General features: G+C 39.7%; 19 protein-coding genes. 4 read left to right on the forward strand and 15 right to left on the reverse strand.

What is annotated here, in order from left to right; all coding sequences use genetic code 11:
• Window positions 1-74 precede the first annotated feature (74 nt).
• The 4 genes from G610_RS20830 to G610_RS0112690 are packed head-to-tail and all read right to left on the reverse strand — an operon-like array spanning window position 75 to window position 5564.
• The gene (locus G610_RS20830) at window positions 75-2042 is read right to left on the reverse strand and encodes a glycoside hydrolase family 32 protein (RefSeq protein WP_051197984.1); all 1968 of its coding nucleotides are present in this window, start codon (window positions 2040-2042) and stop codon (window positions 75-77) included.
• Window positions 2014-3660, reverse strand: coding sequence for an extracellular solute-binding protein (locus G610_RS20835; protein WP_051197985.1), 1647 nt, complete (start codon window positions 3658-3660; stop codon window positions 2014-2016). The genes G610_RS20830 and G610_RS20835 overlap by 29 nt, the downstream gene beginning before the upstream one ends.
• A 38-nt stretch (window positions 3661-3698) precedes the next feature.
• Window positions 3699-4595, reverse strand: a complete 897-nt coding sequence (locus G610_RS0112685) for a carbohydrate ABC transporter permease (protein WP_051197986.1) — start codon at window positions 4593-4595, stop codon at window positions 3699-3701.
• Between the two features lie 21 nt (window positions 4596-4616).
• Window positions 4617-5564 (reverse strand): ABC transporter permease, encoded by a 948-nt coding sequence (locus G610_RS0112690; RefSeq protein WP_242829649.1) that lies wholly within the window; start codon window positions 5562-5564, stop codon window positions 4617-4619.
• A gap of 269 nt (window positions 5565-5833) precedes the next feature.
• Here G610_RS0112690 and G610_RS0112695 point away from each other — a divergent pair, with 269 nt between their 5' ends.
• Window positions 5834-6808, forward strand: coding sequence for a LacI family DNA-binding transcriptional regulator (locus G610_RS0112695; RefSeq protein ID WP_026525102.1), 975 nt, complete (start codon window positions 5834-5836; stop codon window positions 6806-6808).
• A 301-nt stretch (window positions 6809-7109) separates the two neighbouring features.
• On the opposite strand, the gene G610_RS0112700 is transcribed toward G610_RS0112695, so the two are convergent.
• From G610_RS0112700 to G610_RS0112735, 8 genes are all read right to left on the reverse strand, one after another.
• Entirely contained in the window at window positions 7110-7415 is a 306-nt protein-coding gene (locus G610_RS0112700; protein WP_026525103.1) for a type II toxin-antitoxin system PemK/MazF family toxin, read from the reverse strand.
• A complete protein-coding gene (locus G610_RS0112705; RefSeq protein ID WP_026496574.1) occupies window positions 7415-7657 on the reverse strand; it encodes an AbrB/MazE/SpoVT family DNA-binding domain-containing protein in 243 nt (80 codons plus the stop codon). The genes G610_RS0112700 and G610_RS0112705 overlap by 1 nt, the downstream gene beginning before the upstream one ends.
• A gap of 129 nt (window positions 7658-7786) precedes the next feature.
• Window positions 7787-8173, reverse strand: a complete 387-nt coding sequence (locus tag G610_RS20840; protein WP_242829395.1) for a hypothetical protein — start codon at window positions 8171-8173, stop codon at window positions 7787-7789.
• Between the two features lie 280 nt (window positions 8174-8453).
• Window positions 8454-9518: an SIS domain-containing protein gene (locus G610_RS0112715; RefSeq protein ID WP_051197987.1), complete on the reverse strand. Its 1065-nt coding sequence runs from the start codon at window positions 9516-9518 to the stop codon at window positions 8454-8456.
• A 20-nt stretch (window positions 9519-9538) separates the two neighbouring features.
• Entirely contained in the window at window positions 9539-10054 is a 516-nt protein-coding gene (locus tag G610_RS20845) for a GntR family transcriptional regulator (RefSeq protein WP_051197988.1), read from the reverse strand.
• A 22-nt stretch (window positions 10055-10076) separates the two neighbouring features.
• Window positions 10077-10871, reverse strand: a complete 795-nt coding sequence (gene frlD, locus G610_RS0112725) for a fructoselysine 6-kinase (protein ID WP_026525105.1) — start codon at window positions 10869-10871, stop codon at window positions 10077-10079.
• A gap of 15 nt (window positions 10872-10886) precedes the next feature.
• On the reverse strand, window positions 10887-11618 hold the full coding sequence (locus G610_RS0112730) for a GntR family transcriptional regulator (protein ID WP_026525106.1): 732 nt from the start codon (window positions 11616-11618) through the stop codon (window positions 10887-10889).
• Between the two features lie 20 nt (window positions 11619-11638).
• The gene (locus G610_RS0112735) at window positions 11639-13009 is read right to left on the reverse strand and encodes an amino acid permease (RefSeq protein WP_026525107.1); all 1371 of its coding nucleotides are present in this window, start codon (window positions 13007-13009) and stop codon (window positions 11639-11641) included.
• A gap of 604 nt (window positions 13010-13613) precedes the next feature.
• Between G610_RS0112735 and G610_RS0112740 the strand changes: the two genes are divergently transcribed.
• Entirely contained in the window at window positions 13614-15152 is a 1539-nt protein-coding gene (locus G610_RS0112740; RefSeq protein WP_035797544.1) for an amidohydrolase, read from the forward strand.
• Between the two features lie 138 nt (window positions 15153-15290).
• Here the strand turns inward: G610_RS0112740 and G610_RS0112745 are convergent, their stop codons facing one another.
• Window positions 15291-15926, reverse strand: a complete 636-nt coding sequence (locus G610_RS0112745; protein WP_026525109.1) for a flavodoxin family protein — start codon at window positions 15924-15926, stop codon at window positions 15291-15293.
• Between the two features lie 463 nt (window positions 15927-16389).
• Here G610_RS0112745 and G610_RS0112755 point away from each other — a divergent pair, with 463 nt between their 5' ends.
• Both G610_RS0112755 and G610_RS0112760 read left to right on the forward strand, forming a co-directional pair.
• Window positions 16390-16623, forward strand: a complete 234-nt coding sequence (locus G610_RS0112755) for a hypothetical protein (RefSeq protein WP_026525110.1) — start codon at window positions 16390-16392, stop codon at window positions 16621-16623.
• Window positions 16624-16707: 84 nt separating this feature from the next.
• Entirely contained in the window at window positions 16708-18516 is a 1809-nt protein-coding gene (locus G610_RS0112760) for a transglutaminase domain-containing protein (RefSeq protein WP_026525111.1), read from the forward strand.
• Between the two features lie 81 nt (window positions 18517-18597).
• On the opposite strand, the gene G610_RS0112765 is transcribed toward G610_RS0112760, so the two are convergent.
• Both G610_RS0112765 and prfH read right to left on the reverse strand, forming a co-directional pair.
• Window positions 18598-18828: a hypothetical protein gene (locus G610_RS0112765; RefSeq protein ID WP_026525112.1), complete on the reverse strand. Its 231-nt coding sequence runs from the start codon at window positions 18826-18828 to the stop codon at window positions 18598-18600.
• Between the two features lie 53 nt (window positions 18829-18881).
• Window positions 18882-19523 (reverse strand): peptide chain release factor H, encoded by a 642-nt coding sequence (gene prfH, locus G610_RS0112770; RefSeq protein ID WP_026525113.1) that lies wholly within the window; start codon window positions 19521-19523, stop codon window positions 18882-18884.
• Window positions 19524-19534 lie beyond the last annotated feature (11 nt).

Below are 19534 nucleotides of genomic sequence, written 5' to 3' on the forward strand. Positions count from 1 at the left end.
CTCTCTTCTATATTTCTTATTTTTGACTTCTTGCGGACAAAAGCAAAAAAATCTGCAAGAAGTCATAGGCTGTCCTATCTGCCTTTAACTGTTAAACAGATATCCCCATCACCATAAGCAGAAATGATATATCCTTTTTCATAAGAGTATTTTCTTAAGGTCATACTCTTTTTATTATTCAGGTAAATTTCTATAATCGAATGATCAACAATAATATCCATTTCTATGGAATCATCTTTTATGTCAACTTCGTCCATAGTGCCTCTGAATATGGATACTTCCTTATTTGTACTGATATCTACTGCATAAAATCTGCATATATTTCTGTCATAGCAGATTTTATATCCGCCTTTTTCATCAGTCAGTCTAATCTCTAGCGTATCGCCGGGCGATGATACCAAAACTCTGTTTTCCAGAAGAATACTGTCTTTATCACATTCCTTTGGGAAATAGTTGCTAAGTTCCTTAACAGGCATTACACAAAGCTCACCTTTTCGCAGATAAAGCTCAACCGGCATTCCGCCGTTATGTGCCCAGCCTGCTTTATACTCGTCAGGTCCGCGTCTCCCCTGCGCTATGGTGAAAAGAACGCTTCGTCCATCAGGAGTAACAAAACCGCTTGGTCCTGTAAACGTACCATGACCCAGATCTATAAGCCTTGGTTCTTCATGTAACTTACTAAACCTTCCGGTGCTTTCATCAAAATGCCCCAGATAGTAATATGTTTCAACGAGAGCATTTTCTACCTGGCATGCACAAAGTAAGAGAATATCACAGGCATGCTCACCCTTTTCGTTTCGAAGAGGCAAAAGCACCGGCAATTCCCATACATGCCCTACTTCGCTGAATTTTTCATAATCATAGTCAGTCAAAAAGCCAAGCTCTTTAAAATACTTTAAATCTGTGGTTTCGTACACAAGAGCATTTCCACCGCCGTTGTTTTTATCACCGGTTCCAACAAGAACAAAATACTTATCGCCCCGTCTAAATACGAATGGATCACGGAATTCTCCCAAAAAGCCGCTACCCGGATTTTGCTCTATAGCCACTCCCAATTTGTTCCATTTTTCAAACTTAATATCAGAAGTATCAGAAGGAACCGCTTTTGCTACACTTTGATTTGGAAGTTTGCAATTATTACCTGCTGTATAAAAGATCACAGGATTCCCAGAATAATCAATGCATGCACTCCCTGACCAGCAGCCATCGGGATCTATGTCATTATCATTTTCATCGTCAGGATTTAAGGCTATTCCCGCATATTCCCACATGACCATATCCCTGCTCACAAGATGTCCCCAGCAGAGATTATCCCAGACAGGGGCATGAGGATTGGACTGATAAAAAATATGGTATAGCCCTTTATAAAAAAACGGAGCGTGAGGCTCATTCATCCATTTCCCCGGAGGCATAAGATGAAATGCAGGCCTGTAGATATCCTTTGCAACCGCGTCTTCATTGTATAAACATATTTTTTTCTCGGGGATCAGAATTTTTTGATGACTTTCCATAACCTTTTGATATGGTATATAGTCATTGAAAAAAAGAAAGCTGTGAATGCTTCCGTGAAAGTATCCTCTTTTTGTATCTTTAACAAAAAGTTCTCCGTCTACGTATTTTCCAAAAATATATTCAGTTTTCGGGAAAATAATCTCTGTATGCCTTGGGAACTGTAATCTTCCTGCAAGTACTCCGTTTATGCATAGATCACACCATCCGGCATCCGACCAATAGGAAAATGTTATTACATTTACTTTTTGATACAGTATTTTTGCATTAACATTCTCTATGCTGTAAACATTTTTCCCGGTTCCAAAGATTACCTTTACTTTGCCTCTCTTCCCAATAGCTATGAGCAGCCCCTCCTTCCCCACTCTGTTAAAGCAGGAAAAGAGGCCACTAAGAACTGTCTCATATGTAAAAGGGGTAACAACCAAAGTGATGGTAAAGTTTGGTGACATTTTTTCCAAAGTTCCAACTGTATAGTTGGTATATCCATCAAATGTCTGCATATTATTTTGCTGCTTCTTCGTATCTGTCATAAGCTGACTGCCATGCTGCAACTACATCATTCATTCCCATGTCCTCAAGCTGCTTAACATAGGCATCAAACTCTTCATCTGCTCCGCCACCGGTAATCCATCCGGCACTTGTTTCCTTAACATATTCATCAATATCACTTATGAACTCATTAATTGTTTCTGTTTCTTCAAGTGTGTATACAACGCTGGGATAAGATTCAAAATTGGTTACTTTTTCAAACCATACATTTGCAAGATCATCAAGTCTCTGCTGAGCCCTGTCTTCCATATGGTAGTAGGTCTGGAAATCTGAATTGAGCTGACGGCTGGGAGCTTTAAACTCAAGTCTTGCTTTTAAATCTCCACCTGCCTCGGGTTTTTCAACATAGAAACCTTCTGCATCAGGCTCATCTTCAAAGTATTCACCAATAGGTCCATAAATTATCTGCATACTTGTAATCGGATCATATACCTGATCAACCCATTTCATGAGCAGTTCAGGATTTTTGCAGGCACTGGTAATTGCATATAGGCCATGTCCTGTAGTACCCTGCTCGTTGAGATTTACACCGATTTTGCCATCTGCGCCGGACAGGAAAGTAAGATATTCATACTCATCAGCATGGTCTCCCGCTACTTCCGGAATCTCCCACCATGCAAATACTCCGAGTCTGTCGTCTGCACCCTTGGCAATGTACTGGCTGTCTGTCTGAGAAAATACTTCGGAGTCAATAAGTCCCTCTGTATACCAGTTGTGGAAATACTCCATAGCATCTTTATAATTGTCAGTTGCTGCCTGGAAATATACTTTTCCATCCTGGATTGCGCGGTGATCAGCATTATAGTCTGTAAAGCCAAATGCTGAGAACAGTGAAGTCATGTTTGCGCACCAGTGTCCCCATTCAAAAGAAAGAGGAATCTCATCTGTGGTATCACCATTTCCGTTACAATCATTTTCCTTAAAGGCTGTAAGAACATCGTGAAGCTCATCAATTGTTGTGGGCATCTGGAGTCCAAGATTATCAAGCCAGGTCTTGTTAATAGCCATAAACTGCGGGATGGCACCTATGAAATATTGCTTTCCATCCTTGTAGTCGAATCCCATCTCACTGATGTTAGGAAGTGAATAGATGTGACCATCAGGCATTGTACATGTAGCAAGAAGCTCCGGTCTTTCCTCAATAAGCTTCATAAGATTAGGAGTTGTTTCTTCATTTATGTAGTTTTCCAAGGGAATAAATATACCATTTGTGCCATTTGTTATGATCTCATAATCAGTAAGATCGGCGCCCATGAGAGCATCGGGAAGCTCATCTCCACCGGCATTCAGAATCAGATTCTTCTTCTCTGTAAGTGTATCACCTGAAACGCAGTTCCAGTTTACAGTTACACCCATGTTCTCATTCATCTTCTGCACCACAGGTTTTTCTGCATTATCTGCAGATAATGCACTGATTCCCGCAAAGATATTGAAATCCTTTACACTGTTGTCAGAGGTTGCTGCTTCGCTATCGCTTTCATTTTCTGTACTAACTGCAGATCCTGCTGATGAGCTGTTTCCTCCGCATGCAGCAAGTGAGAATACCATTGAAGTAACCAATGTGCATCCTAAAATTTTCTTGATCATTTTACTTTTCATTTTTCCTCTCCTTTATAAAATACATATTAGTAAGGCTATCAGCCTTTAACTGCCCCAATCATGAAACCTTTTTCAAAATACTTCTGAACAAATGGGTAAATAATAAGCATCGGTGCCGCACCTACAACAATAGATGAAAACTTGATCAGCTCTGTGATTCTGTTAGCCTCTGCATATCCACCGTCCATTCCGCTAAGTGCACTGGCAAGGGCCTCACTTTGTACCAATATCTGTCTAAGTGCAAGCTGCAGTGGATATTTCCCTTTATCGTTCATATAGATCAGCGCTGTAAACCAGTCATTCCAAAATGCCACCATTGCAAATACAACCATTACTGCCATAACAGGCTTGGATAGCGGAAGAACTATATCTATAAATGTCTTTAAATATCCGCAGCCGTCTATTTTCGCAGCTTCCAGAACGTCACCCGGAATACTGCTCTCAAAGTAAGTTCTTGTCACTATCACATTGAATACGGATACTCCACCGGGCAGAATCAAAGCCCACATGGAATTAAGGAGACCTGTTTTGGAAACAACTATATAAGTTGGAATGAGACCACCTGTGAAATACATAGTTATCAGATAAAATATCATTACCAGATTTCTTCCCGGCAGTTCCCTTCTTGATAAAGGAAATGCTGTTATAAAAACCAGAGCCGTGGTGACTATAGTTCCAATTAGTGTGTACAGAATGCTGTTAATGTAACCTTTAAATATGGCACTTTCTCTAAAAACCTTTTCATATCCCTCAAGGGTAAACTGCGAAGGAAGAAAGAATGTTTTTCCGGCATATACGTCGTATGGATCTGATACAGATGCGACCACAACATAGTAAAGTGGATACAGCACCGTTATTACTATCAGTAAAATCACAGCGAGCATTATAATCTCTATTACTTTGTCACTGCCTCTCATCTTTGTTTTCTTAATCATTTGCTGCAATACTCCTTCCCATTAGATAAAGCTGATTCCTGCAGCCTTTTTGGAAATGCGGTTTACGATAATCAGTAAAACTATATTTACTATCGTATTAAACAGTCCCACCGCTGTTGAAAAGCTGTACATACTCTTGAGCATACCCTGCTCATATACATAAGTAGCTATAATCTCAGATGAAGCCGAGTTAAGATCAGTCTGAAGAAGAAAAGCCTTTTCAAAACCTACATTCATCAGATTTCCAAAAGACATTATCAGCTGAATCATTATCATAGGAACTAGCGCCGGAAAATCTATATGGATGATTCGCTGCCATGTATTGGCACCATCCACTTTAGCTGCCTCATGGAGAGCCGGATCTACTCCTGAAAGAGTTGCCATGTAGATTATCATTCCCCAACCGGCATCCTGCCATATTGATGAAGCTATGTAGATTGTCCTGAAATATTCAGGTCTGTCTAGAATTCCTACCGATAAATCTGCCCCAAGCGCAGAAGCAATCATTGATATAAGTCCACCATATGGAGAAAGGAAAATCCTAAGCATACCACATACGATCATTACTGAAACGAAGTGTGGTGCATAGAGAATTGTCTGAGACACTTTCTTGAACTTTTCAAATCTAAGCTGGTTCATCATAAGTGATAATATTATTGGAATCGGAAATGTCCATAATATGCTGTAAAGACTTATCAGAACCGTATTCTTTATAAGTGCCATACATTTATAGTTAGTGAAAAATTTTTGAAACCACTTGAATCCTACAAAAGGGCTGTTCCAAAACCCCAAGGATGCATTGTAATCTCTGAAGGCTATCTGTACGCCATACATTGGAATGTATTTATAGATTACTGTGAGAAGAATCCCCGGTATCAGGAGCAAATACAATTGCCAACATGAAGCCATTCGTTGTAATAGGGTCTTTTTGTGAATCATGGTCATATTATTAGATGCTTTGGTACTCAAAATCTCGCCGTCCTTTCATGTAACGTTTCACGGAATGTCATTATAATATATTTCTCAGATGTTTCCGTCAAGAGAGTTTGAGCAATTTCTGCTGTAAAAAGCAATATTTGGTGAATTCAAACGAAATATTATATGACTTTTTTGTAGAATATATGATAATTATTTCATGAATATATCTGCATTATTTCATGAAACATCTTGCCTTTAGCATTTTTATTGCATATAATAGAAATGAAGTAATGAAATGACTATGGAAAAGAGGTCTTACTATGTCAAATCCCACAATGAAAGATGTAGCACGAGAAGCCGGTGTAGCACTTGGAACTGTTTCTAAAGTAGTAAATGGACTTCCTGTAGGAGAACCCTACAAGTCGAAAGTTGAAGCAGCTATCAAAAAGCTGGATTACAGAATTAATACATATGCCAGAGGACTTAAGAACAACAAGACTTATACTATAGCTGTTCTTGTTCCTAATCTCCTTGACCCTTTCTTTGGAAAGCTTGCATATTATTTGAATACTTCACTTGCTGCCTGCGGATATCAGATGCTTATTTACAGCACAGACTTCGATCCTGAAATTGAACAAAAATATATTATTTTGGCAGAACAGAAGAAGGTAGATGGAATCATTTGCCTGTCTTATAATCCTGGTCTAAAAATATCAGAAGGAATGTCTTTTGTTTCAATTGACAGACATTTTGGCTCTTACCCTTGTGTCTGCTCCGATAACTACAGTGGAGGCCGCATTGCTGTGCAACAGCTATATAATAATGGTTGCAGAAATCTCGCATTTATGCGAACCGGTTCCAGGCTTTCCAGCGAGCCCAACAAACGTAAAGATGGATTTGTAAACGCATGTGAAGAGCTTAATATCAGCTACACCATGTGCATTTTGAATGACAATAGTTCATTCTCAGAATTTGATGCATTTCTGCATGATCACTATCATAAGGGAAAACTTGATTTTGATGGTATTTTTTGCGTAACAGATACCATTGCCTATAAAGTCATCAGCTACTTGCGGGCAATGGATCTGAAAGTTCCGGAAGATGTTCAGGTAATTGGTTTCGATGGCATAAGGCATTTTGGTACCCTTGAATACATTTGCTCTACTATAGTTCAGCCTGTCGAAACCATAGCCAAAACCTGCGTAAGTCTTGTCCTTAGTGAAGACAGCCCTTATACATCTCCTCTCATATGTCTTCCTGTCGAATTCGCTTACGGAGGAACTACCGCTTCATAAGAAAAATGCCAAAACGATCAGCGCGCTGACAAGTACGACTTCTTAATACCCCTTTATCATAATTGGTACAACAAAGAACGCCAAAGCAATCAGCACTCCGACAAGTAAATATTTTAGCCTGGTTCTGTCAAATGAACACGTATTCATATGCACACTATACCGATATAATATTTACTAATTATACCAGAATATTAGGTTAAATTTACTTGTCAGTATTATGCGTAGCAATAACAAAAAGCAAAAATAGGAACCCATTAAAAGTTCCTAGATCATCCTTGTTTGATACGTTCATCTCTCCACCTCAGACATAATCAAAAATGCTTTGTATAGCATCCGTAATGTCAATAATTTCTGGCATGTGTATTCTGTCTAATTTAGAATATCCTCTTAAATTCATATCGAGTAGTGCCATTTTCTCACATTGAACATACCCAGTAACTTCATCAGAATTAATTCTAATATGTAAAGCACCTGGCTCTCCATTCTTGTAAATCGGACAACCAATAATTTCACCAGTTTGATTGAAAAAATCCTTACTTACTACCAAAACCGGCATCTTTATTTTTTCAATCTTAAGTATATCCCCCTGATTTATTTCTTCTTTCATTACCAAATCTCTCTTCCTACAGGCTCACCCCAGTCAAATTCTCCGTCAAGATCAAGCTTTCCGCCATATTCGGCAGCACGCTCCTCCAAAGTTTTATGTCTGAATGGCTTAACAAGCATGATAACTCCATTTGAAACTTTGACATCCAGCACATCATCAACAGCCACATCCGCTTCTTGAAGCACTTCCTTTGGAATTCTTATGCCTTGACTATTTCCCCATGTTTTTACCTGAGCTTGCATAATATATACCTCCTTTGCGTATATACATTGTATATCCATGGATGCATTCTTGCAATATTATCTAACTAACAGCTCGTAGAACATTTCCCACAATGCAACCTTATAGCCCATCATCTACTTTTTCTATCATCATCCTGCCATCGCCACCATATCAGCGTAGCGTAAAAGCTCCATTTCTATTCTGTCTAAATCAAGCGTTGTACTCTTTTCATATTCGTCGGCATTGCATGCTCTGTCATCAATATAGACATCACAGGTGATTTTCCTTGAGTTGGATCCGTACTTCTCTATTGTCTCAGGAAGGTTATCATTTACAGCATCAAAATATAGTCCGTTATCCCGGCAAAACTCTATGGCTTTTTCAAGAGGTTCTCCTGCTCTGCATGTCCAGAGAATCAGTTTATCCCCCTGTTTCTGCTTTTCTATCAAAAAATCTATCAATTCTATATTGGCAGGACCAACCGAAGGCCAGTCGCCCAGAGAGATGGTCCCATCGAAATCTACCGCAAATATCATATCTGTCCATACCTCCTGCCATTCTGAAACTAAGGCGCATCCTGTGCACACCGGCTTGCCCCTGAATCAATGAAAAAACCACGCATAGCGAACAGCTGTTCTATTTGTAATTATACGAATATATGTTCTGTTTTGCAACCACTAGATATTGTGATGGGTATTTTCGCCTTAGTAGTTATAGACTAACTATTAAATAAAAAGAGTGCGTATATCTGTAGATATACGCACAAGATTTCTGGAGTATTATTAATATGCTGTATCATTTGATTTATCACATACATCAGTAATCCATCTCGTTATAGTATCTGCGAATAGATAAGGGATGTCGAAGAAATAGCTCCATATATGCATCCACACGGTTATTCACACCATGCATAACAAGATGAGAAATGCTTCCTCTAAACTTGGGACTGATTCCCTTTAACTCCTGTTCCCTGGTATCAATGATCGTATAGTTTGCGTTTACTTTAGGCAAAAACCTTGCAACACGCTCTGCCAATGGTCTCTGTTCATCTTCTCCTATGAAAAGAGTAATAGGTGTGTCAGAAACCACTATCTCCTGCATACCATGGAAAAATTCCTGACAACTAATGGACTTTGTCCTGATCCACATCTGCTCTTCCCAGTAACACATTGCATATGAATAAGTTGCTCCATATTGGTTACCTGAACCTATAAAATAATGTGGAAGATCCGGATGTTCTCTAAGAAATTCCACCTTTTTCTTAGCATATTCATAAGCCCATTCATCAGAATCTTTTTCTACCTGAGCAAGAGCATCCGCCAGATACGTTTCCATCTCCTTATTATACTCTTCATAATCCTCAAATTCCCCATTCAGGTACATAAGATAATTAGCTGTCATGAAAAACTTGAGCTGCTCGTTAGCCTTATATGTTATCAGGAAGTCCTGCTTATCGGGTTGCGTAAGCACTGATCCTGGAGTGTCGATAAATGCAAAAACCCTTGCTCCTATTTCATGAACCTTGTCAACAAGCTGTATCATCTCCTTAGTTGTTCCAGACACAGAAGAATAAATAACAACTGATTTATCTGTAAATCTTCTATTTCCTGTTGTCAAGAACTCTGCCGCGTTCTCAACATATATTGGTAATTTGGATTTACCACGCATATATACTTCAACCTGTAAACTGGAAGCATATGTTCCTCCTATTCCCATAAAATATATGCCGTCGAATCCATCTTCCCAAATTTTATCTATGATTTTCTCTATCTGTGGTCTTAGCGCCAGAGCACCATTAACACTGTCAATCTGAGCCTTCTCATTGAAGGAACGCAGAGATGCACCTTCCTTCTCTTTCCAGGCCTTAGCCTCATATTTCATTATTTTAACCTGCTTTCTTTTTAACGTTTGAAGTGAACTTTAAAACTGCATTTGTCACCACGGGTATAATTTTTATTAAACTCCACCACTCTGCCATCTACGTCATACGTCACGCATTGAAAAAGCATTGTCAAAGTATCAGTATCAATTCCAAGTGTGCGTGCATCTGCAGCTGAAGGCTTAGCAAGATCCAGTGTCTGACTTGCATTGGCAATTTGAATCCCGAACATCTTATACACCTCATATATAGAAAAGATATTCAGATCAATTCCTTCAATTTTAGGTACCAGATAATATGGAATATATGTCTGTTCCAAAGATACCGGTTCACTATTTGCATAGCATACACGCTTGATTGCAATGATCTTATCCTCTGGATTTATTCCAAAAAGCTTTGCATATCTATTTCCTGCAATACGCATATCCTTCGAAAGAATCCTGATGCAGGGTTCCATATTTATGTCACGCATTGTCTGAGTGAAGCCTTCAAGTTCATCCAAATTGCGTTCAATTTGCTTTTTGTATCGTTCGTCCATTTCAATGCTCCCTAATGACTTATTACCATGCGCCAAAATACTTCAGAGTCTCTGTAGCATTCTGAGCTCCCATTTCCATTGCTTGTTCTATAGTGTTTCCTTCGGTTATACCTTTTAAGAAGCCTGCTATATAGCTATCTCCTGCCCCCATGCTGTCCACAAAATTATCACAAGGGACTATTCCAAAGCTGTGAAAATCATTTCCGTCATAGCAAAGGCTACCCTTTTCACCCATCATACATATAACAAGCCTGGGGCCTTTAGCGCAAATACTTTTCATAAGCTCTCTGTTTTCGGATGTATCACCATCATCAACTGAAAAGAATACGTAATCCGTGTATGGAATGGCTGTCTGACTCTCAAGTACATCTGGTTCTGTAGCACAGTCAAAAGCTGTCATAATACCGCATTCCTTTAATTCCCTAAACTGTCCTCCAACCTTTCCCCACAGATCGCAGACAACTACGTCATATCCTTTGATAAAATCTATATCTTCCTCTGTCAGACGATAATCCGCAAGAACTCCTTCGTCATAATCTCCAAGAATACGTTCCCCGTTTATCAGGTCCACCTGCGTAACTGCAGTTTTTCCTGTTCTGACACTAAGATGGGAAATATCTACTCCTTTTGATGCTATTGCTTCTTTCATTATTTGGCCAAACTCATCATTTCCGACAGGCCCTATATATGCCGCTTCTCCACCCATTCTGACGGTGTAAACAGCCATATTTACAGGGCCTCCGCCAGGAAATGCTTTTCCACCTTCAAGTTTTTCATAATAATCAATACAATTACTACCTACTGCCGCCAGTTTCATTACTATTATCTCCTGCTACTCCGAAGCCTCTCTGGTCAGTCCCGTGGAAAATCTTACCTGATCCGGTTTTGCAACAATCTTAAAATACTCTACCGGTTTATCGTTGATGTCGTTGATAAAACCTGTAAGATAATACATTTGTTGCCCCGGATTTACATGAAGCTTTTTGGCCTCTTCATCTGTTGCCGTCGTGATACTTATCCATTCCTCTCCGGCTCCAAGTTTGTTCCCATACTCTTCCAACAGGTGATACAGGGATTCTTCGGAAAAATCATGTTCTTCTATCCCTTGGCAGCGACTGTATTCCATGTAGCTGGTCTCTATCATAAGCGGAGTGTTATTGCGCAGTCTTAACCTCTCTAAATGGAATACTTTACTGCCTTCGGGAATACCTAATTTATGTGATACATATTCACTGCATTCTTCTACTCTTGAAAGGAGCACCTCTGTCCAAAGAAAATATCCCATCTTTCTCATTGATTCCGATGTTGATGTACCATCATTCAGATTTCTCTCTAAAACAGGCTCCGCCACAAAAGTTCCTGATCCTTTTTCGCTGTATAAAATCTTTTCTTCAATCAGCTGCTGTATAGCCTGATGCAGCGTGGAACGATTCAGATTCCACATCTCGCAAAGTTCTCTCTCTCCGGGAAGCTTAGCGTGGGGCTTTAGATTGTTTTCTTCGATATACCATATGATCTGTTCTACTGCCCTGTCATGTGGGGGTATCTTTTTTATCCGTTCCATTTTCAAATCCTCAATAATTTTTAGCCGGCAAGCTGTTTATCAGCCTTTTCTGTCTTCTTATTTCTGCTATCCCAATAATAGAATGCCGGCAGACCCGTTGCAACTGCAATCACTGCACAAAGAATGCTTTGAAGAGGTGCATATGTAAGTTCGCCGTAGATCAGGGTCCCAGTCATTACAATTGCTATGATAGGCATTATTGGACCACCGGGACATTTATATGATGGGTTATAGCCATGCGCTTTGCCTTTTCTTCTAAGTACAAAAATAGTGAAGAATGTCAGGATATTTTTCAAAAGTGCTACCATTGTAAAGTAACCAAGAAGTCCTGACAGATTTGTAGCAAAGATAAGAACTATAGCAACTGCGCACTGTACGATGATTGAAAAATATGGGGTCTCGTACTTGGGATGTACCTTTGCAAATGACTTAAAGAACAGGTTATCCTTTGCCATAGCATACTCAATACGAGGCTGATACATTATGCATGAAGAAAGAGATCCGATTACTACAATAATTGCCATGATAGCAACCAGTGTTCCAGCATACTGTCCGATACCGGGGATTTTGGAAGCAAGGAGTGCAATAGGTGCTTCAGAAGAAGCCAGTTCGTCAATCCCAAGCATTCCGGATGCCACAAAGGTAAGTCCTGAATAAAGTGCCAATACAATAACAGCTGTAAGAATAAGGCCTATAGGCATATTTCTCTTAGCATCATTGATCTCACCTGACATGTAGCAGGCAGCTCCCATTCCATCATAAGACCATGTTGTTGCTGCAATGCCCGCAATAAGTGCTGTAAATCCGCCCTTTGCAAATCCTTCAAGCGGTGTTGATGACATTAAAAGTCCGCTCTGAAGATGGAAAAGACCAATACCGATAACCAGCGCAAAAGGTATTATTTTGAGTGCTGTAATGACTGTCTGGAATGCTCCACCTGCTTTAACTGAACGAAGATGAATGCTCATAAACAGTAATACAAAACCAACGGCAATAAATTTAAGTATCAGTCCGTGAACCGGAATAAAGAATGCAAGATAATTAACTATTGCCAACGCCATGATGGAAATTGACGGCGGATCTGTTGCCCAGAAGCTGATCCATCCGCAAAGGAATGCCAATGGTCTTGATCCGGCTTCCCTGAAATAAACATATTGTCCCCCATCCTCCGGATATGCTGAAGCAAGCTCAGAATAAACAAAGTTGGCAGGAATTTGCAAAAGGCCTCCTATAAAGAATGCCAATATCAGAAACAGACTGCTTCCTGCAGCATTAGCTACTTCTGATAGTGATGAAAAAATTCCGGAACCGACCGTCGTGCCAACTCCAAGTGCAATAACGGCACCTAGTCCCAATTTACGTCCAAGTTCCTGTTTGTTGTTTTCAGACATGAATATCTCCTTTCATACCTAACCGAAAAGGACTGTGCATATCCTTTTCCACCTCCGTAACATAATTATGAAAGGCTTCTATTCTATCCCATCCTATGCAGAAGCGCTTCCGACCTCGCCACTGCAAAAGATCACTTTCTGAACTGATTTGATTGTACGAAATCTCTATATTTAATTCCATTCATGATTGGCACGAAAATGAAAAACGGTTTTTATTCACAACCTCAAAACTGTTCGACCAAAAAACTGATAATCAGACCACTTTCGTCATGTTTCACAAATTATAAAAGAGTATTAATCCACCATGTTTTATACAATGACGAAATTGCTTGAAATATAACAGTTATGAACAGACCACATCCATTTTTGTAGCTGAATCCACTTCTCGGAATTTGGAGAAACTCCCAATAGGCAAAGAAAATCTATCATGGTACTTTACAGTTGTGGGATGAAGGTTTGTGCAGACTTTCTCCCAACGCTTCTATTCTTATCCCAAAGAACTAATCCGGATAAAGAGATTTCCGACATGTTCTCTTTTATCCATAAATCGCCGATTCTTCCGGCATTTATCCATGAAAAATATAGGGAGGAAAATATTGTAAATATGAAAGCTGACTTCGTCATGGCATCCAGATCCATCTTTAATGGTTATGATGCCAAACCTTTCGAGGGATATATCGCAGTTAAGGATGGAAGGATCATTTTAGTGGGAAAGGGAACATTATCTGAAGAAGATAGACGGAATACAGAGAATTACCTTGATTTTGGTGATAAAACTATCACTCCGGCATTTACTGATGTACATTGTTTTTTTACCGGGTATGCTGTCCGCTATGCGGGTGTAGACCTTTCACCTGCGACTACCATAGATGAGCTGTTCTCCATAGTTGTAGATTACGCTGATTCACTGCCTCTTGATAAAGCTGTTCTTGGTCATGGCTTATCAAAAAAACTAATATCTGAAGTGAATACTAAGCGTCTGGAAAAGGTCTTCGGTCACAGGCCTGTTATTCTTTTTGCTCAAGGCTGCGAAACATGCCTTATGAATAAAGCAGCAAGAGTAATGTACAAATTTAGTCCGGAAACCTGTTATCCTGAAAGCTATGTCCTTCTGTTACCAATAATAATGTCGGACAAGAACTTCATAGTGCCATTGTTCAAACGATATATGCATATGCTAAACCGTATGGGTGTAACAAATGTAAAAGAAATGGGTTTTGATGATTTCTTTGGTTTTACTGATATTCTTGAGGAGTTGAATAACAAAAAAGAGCTTACTTTAAGAGTCCATTTTATGAGTCAGCCTGTTTCCAAGCCGATGTCTCTGGAATATGGAAAAACCATGCGTGATCGCTTTAAGGGTGAGTTCATTTGCTTTTCCGGTTTCAACCAAATGACCGATGGATCCGTAAGTGACTTATGTGCTGATCTTAAAGAACCTTATTTATGTGCAGATACTAACTGTGCTCAGGAAATAGATTGGAAAAAAATCGCTGACGATGCCAGAAACGCTGATTCTGAAGGCTTTCGTTTTTCGCTTCATGCACAAGGTGACGCTGCAATATCAAAAGTTCTCGATATATACGAAAGCTGCATGCTCAATCTTGATGGAAAACTCGTAAATCGACACAGTATAACTGACCTTGAATTCAGTGATCCATCTGACCTTGAGAGAATGGGAAAGCTTGGCGTAATTGCAGAGATTTATCCTCAGATTCAATCTATCGCCAACAGAAAAGATAAATTAGCTATGATTGATGAAAAAATAGGTTCCGAAAGAGGAAAACGATATTGGAATCGCAGAAAAATGGCAGATAGCGGTGTAACTATAAGCTGTGGTACTGATCTGCCACTTCTTATCGATAATATCCCGGAATCAATTTTTCATGCAGTAGGTGGATTTTTCCCGGAAGGTGGAGACGCCTTTAATTCTCAGAATATGCTAAAATGTAGCGAACTTCTAAAAGCTTGGACCTATGGAGGGGCCTATAATCTGGGGATTGAGAATGAAGTGGGAACTCTGGAAGAAGGAAAAAAAGCTGACTTCGTTGTTTTTGATGATAATCTTTTTAATACACCGATAAATGAAATTCGAAAACGCTACGTAGAACAGACATATCTTAATGGAAAAAGAGTTTATTGAGCAGGGGCACAGTGATGAGGGATGGGCTTATTCTGTATAAGCTCATCCCTTCAAACATTATCTGGTAAATAAAGAATTTATTAAACTCATCAAAGGTTGCTGTACATCCTGATCTGTCATCCGAATTCTCTTATCTGCTCACGCCAAAAGTGCTTTTCCCATCTCATAAGCTTTTTTGCATTCCTGTGGGAATACTGTTTCATGGCGTTCTTTCTTATGTTCAGGATCAAAAAATGACCATTCCCAGTCAGTTTTACTATAGTCTTTTAGCTGCAAAGTATCGCCGCTTACGAGCACATTTGTTGGCCCAACGAACTTATCAAGCGTATCCTTGTATCCATTTAATAGCTCTGTGTACGCTGTATCAGGTGCATTGCTGGTCAGTATGAGAAGCACCGGAATAACATTCTGATTACAGCACGGCGTTTCAGCATTATAAGTAAGGCTTTGGAAAACAAGTCTTTCATAAAGAGCCCTGAAGGATGCTGTTAAGTTAGACAAATAATTGGGAGAGCCCATTATAAGTCCATCTGCTTCCCTAATATCATCAAGCACCTGTGTAAGGCCATCTCTGCAGATACAGTGACCTTTATTTTGCTCCTTTTTACATCCAAAGCACGAAATGCAGCCGGTGTAGCGTTCAAGCTTAAAGAGGTCATATCTCACCACCTCTGCCCCGGCGTCCTCACCTCCCTTGGCTGCTTCCTTTAAAAGTGTATCTGTATTGAATCCTGCCCTTGGTCCTGCATTTACAACAACAATTTTCTTAGCCATACCTTTCTCTTTCCTCCTTATCCTGAATGTCTGAATTATGCAAATTTACTTAATCAATCATAGCTTTTAAATCAGCATATTTCTTCTCATTATCCGACCTGGGATAGTGTATATTTTGATGTTTTCCTGCCTATGATTGCTGATCTTTCAAAAAAGCGAAATGCGGTAATGTTTTATACTTTCTCAATCATGCTAGACTCACCATATTCGTTATCAGTTCCGTTAATCTCAATATATCTCCGTTTCATTCTCAAGTCTCCTAAACTTAAACTCTTTGACAAAAATAATGCAGTTATAATCCAAAATATCAGTCTCTTCATGGTGTTACCTTCCTTTCATTATTTGAAATAGTTAGTTCTCCCCCACCATTACTTTGAGTCATCTACTTTTGTTATTTGATAATTACAGTATAAAAATGGGGGCATCCCCACAAAACCGCCTTATGGCGGGAAGGAGGAAGATTATGAAAAGAACAGACAATATCAGATATTTCGTAAACCAGCCCGGAAAGAGCAAGTCAGTTGCATACTGCCACTGCAATGCGCACAAGGGAAATATCAGCGTAAAGACATTAAAAAAGCATGAATGCCTGCGGAAGCGGTGTCCCTACCTTGAAAAGTACGAGGACCACGATTACTGGAGACAGAGACAGACTTTAAAGGATAAAAAGAAGGAAAAGAAACTCATGGCAACATGATGCCTTAAAATATATGTGGACAAACATAGATATTTATGTTAAATCATAAATATAGGCACAAAAGCAATATATAAAGGAAATATTATGAAGAAATTTACAAAAGCACTCTACCTGACAGCCTTCATCCTAACGGCTGTATTTTTTATACCAAATAAAGCCCATGCGATGGCAAATGCAAGGACATATCCTGCATACGCAAGGGAAACAGGATACTTTTACGAACAACTTTCAGCTGAAAATAAACAGAAATACAAGGACTACGCCGAATGTATGATACAGACAGGTGACTACATGCCAAGCTGGGCGACATTCTGCAGATACTACGATCATAACGAGCATACCGTTAACGGCGATGAAAATGTGGTAGTCATTGAAGATTATGTACAGGTACAGTGCGCATACGAACTTGACCATCCAGCCATAACAAGCAACCACACTTCGGAAGCCGAAACGTGGCAGACGAAGAAGGTGGTCGATGTAGCAAAGACAAACGCACTATTAAACCAAGCACATGGAATGGCTGCACAGACAGTAGGACTTGACAAGAACGAGCGTGCAAAGCTCCTTCACGATAAGCTTGTGGAGCTGGTAACATATAAACACGGGCAGGAACATCAGACTGCATACGGAGCCCTCATAAACCATGAATGCGTGTGCAATGGTTACGCACATGCCTACCAGCTGCTCCTAAACTGTGCAGGAATAGAAGCTATCGTACAATACGGATATGGGGCAGGTGAACAGCACGCATGGAACCAGATACAGCTTCAGGACAATGAATGGTACGAAGTGGATTCTACATGGGATGATCCGGATGATGAGACAGTAGTGCAGTACACATACTATCTTATAACATCCGCCCAGATGGACGGATATTTCCACGAGCATTTTGGAAGAGATGAGGAACTTGAATACGACTATAACCCTTATACGGGAGAAAAGCGCGGATGGACACAGGGATACTATTTCAGACTGACGCTTCCCGTATCAAACGGAACTACTTACAGATACGTTGAACCAAACTCCGTATGGATAGAAATACCTGATGATCCCGCCACCGGATGCGGCGGGCTGATGAGAACAGGAACCCCAGTAGAGGCAACAGCCCACCTTGGTTCTCTCAGTACAAGGGAAGTAACAGAAACGGCTGTTACCTGGACAACAAGCGATTCAAGCATCATAGCAATAGAAGCAATAGACAACAGTCATACCCTTGAATATACAAAGGTAAAGCTTATCCCACAAAAAGTAGGAACAGCCACCATAAAGGTTAAAACAAACAAGGGTAATGCAGAATGGGAATGTAAAATAGTAGTAAGAGCTCCTGAAAGCGATAACACACAACAGGGGAATAATGATAACGGTACAGAAAGTGGCAATACCGATAATAGCGGCTTCGACAATAATAACAACAACGGAAATAACACCATTCCGTATGGATATACAACAGCATCAACAAATAACAAAACATCAAAGACCGGGAATACCGTAAAGACAAGAACAAAAGAAGTAGTAATTATAACATCAAACAAAACAGTAAAGATAAAGGAAGGCAACAAGAAAGCGAGAACAGTCCCTGAGACAGTTATCATAAACGGCAAGAAATACACTGTTGAAGAGATAATGCCAGGCGCCTACAAAGACAACAAATACCTTAAGACAATTAATATTGGTAAGAAGGTTAAAAAAATAGGAGACAAGGCATTCTACAACTGTAAGAACGCAAAGACCATCACATTTAAGGGAACTGGAAAGATTGAAATAGGAGAAAATGCTTTTGAAAAGATAAACAAAAAGGCAGAATTCAGATTAAAGAAGAAGGCGTTCAAATCCTATAAAAAGGCCATCAGTGCATCAAAAACAGTAAAGGGTGCAAAATACAAGAAATACTAAAAATGCAAAGCGTGTACGGGACAATACATCCTGTACACGCTTTTTTAAGAAGATCTGCATGAAAAAAATCACCGCACATAATCATCTTATAAGCCACAAAAGACCCTGGTCAATGCAATGCTCGACATCCTGTATTCCTTTTAGACGCTTTAGGTTTTCTGATGCCACATCATCAGGAGTAGAAAGAGTATACTTGACCATATCCTTCTTCTTGGCGTTTTCAAGTGTGATATCATCGGGCAGGCATTTTAAGTAGAGAATGGCAACATCAACATAAAAATCAAGCTGAGTCTTTATCTCTGTCCTTTTCATAAAACTATTCTCCAATAAATCTTAAAAAAAAATAGGGACTTTTTCTTCTACTGTTATTGGTTAGTTAATTTCTCTTTATTCTCCTCTTTTCTTTTGACAAAAGTGAGCTTAAAATCCTCACCCTCATAAATCCTCACCGGATTTCCACGCACAATCTGTGCATGTTTGCTCCAGGCGTCATTTCTTTGATTATCCTTGTTTGTGGCGTTCATCTCTTTAAGAACTGACGAAAGCTTTTTTAGTGCATCCTGCTTGTTGGCATACTGTGAACGTTCCCTAGTTGATGCTACGATGATCCCTGTGGGCAGATGTGTCACTCTTACTCCAGTCTCAACCTTGTTGACATTCTGTCCGCCGGGACCACCGCTGTGAAATTTCTCAATTTTCACCTTATCTGCGGTGAGCTCTGAATCCACTTCATCGGCATCGGGGATTATGCTTACATCCACAAACCAGTTTTTCCGTTTATGGCCGGGTCTGTGTTTACTCTTGCAGATCCACTGCATAGTCCCATCAAGCTCTGATAAATCCTGCTCGGATGAAAAAATGATTGATGAAAACGCACCTTCAACTTCTCCTTTCATTGATGCGATTATCTCTAAATCTGAAAATTCTTTTTCTAATGCTCTGTATATACCGCCCACGGCAGCTCTGCATTCAACAGGGCCCATACCTGAGCTTATCTGTAGTATCATTATCTAATTAC

This window comes from Butyrivibrio sp. MB2005, from assembly GCF_000424285.1.
Taxonomy (GTDB): domain Bacteria; phylum Bacillota; class Clostridia; order Lachnospirales; family Lachnospiraceae; genus Butyrivibrio.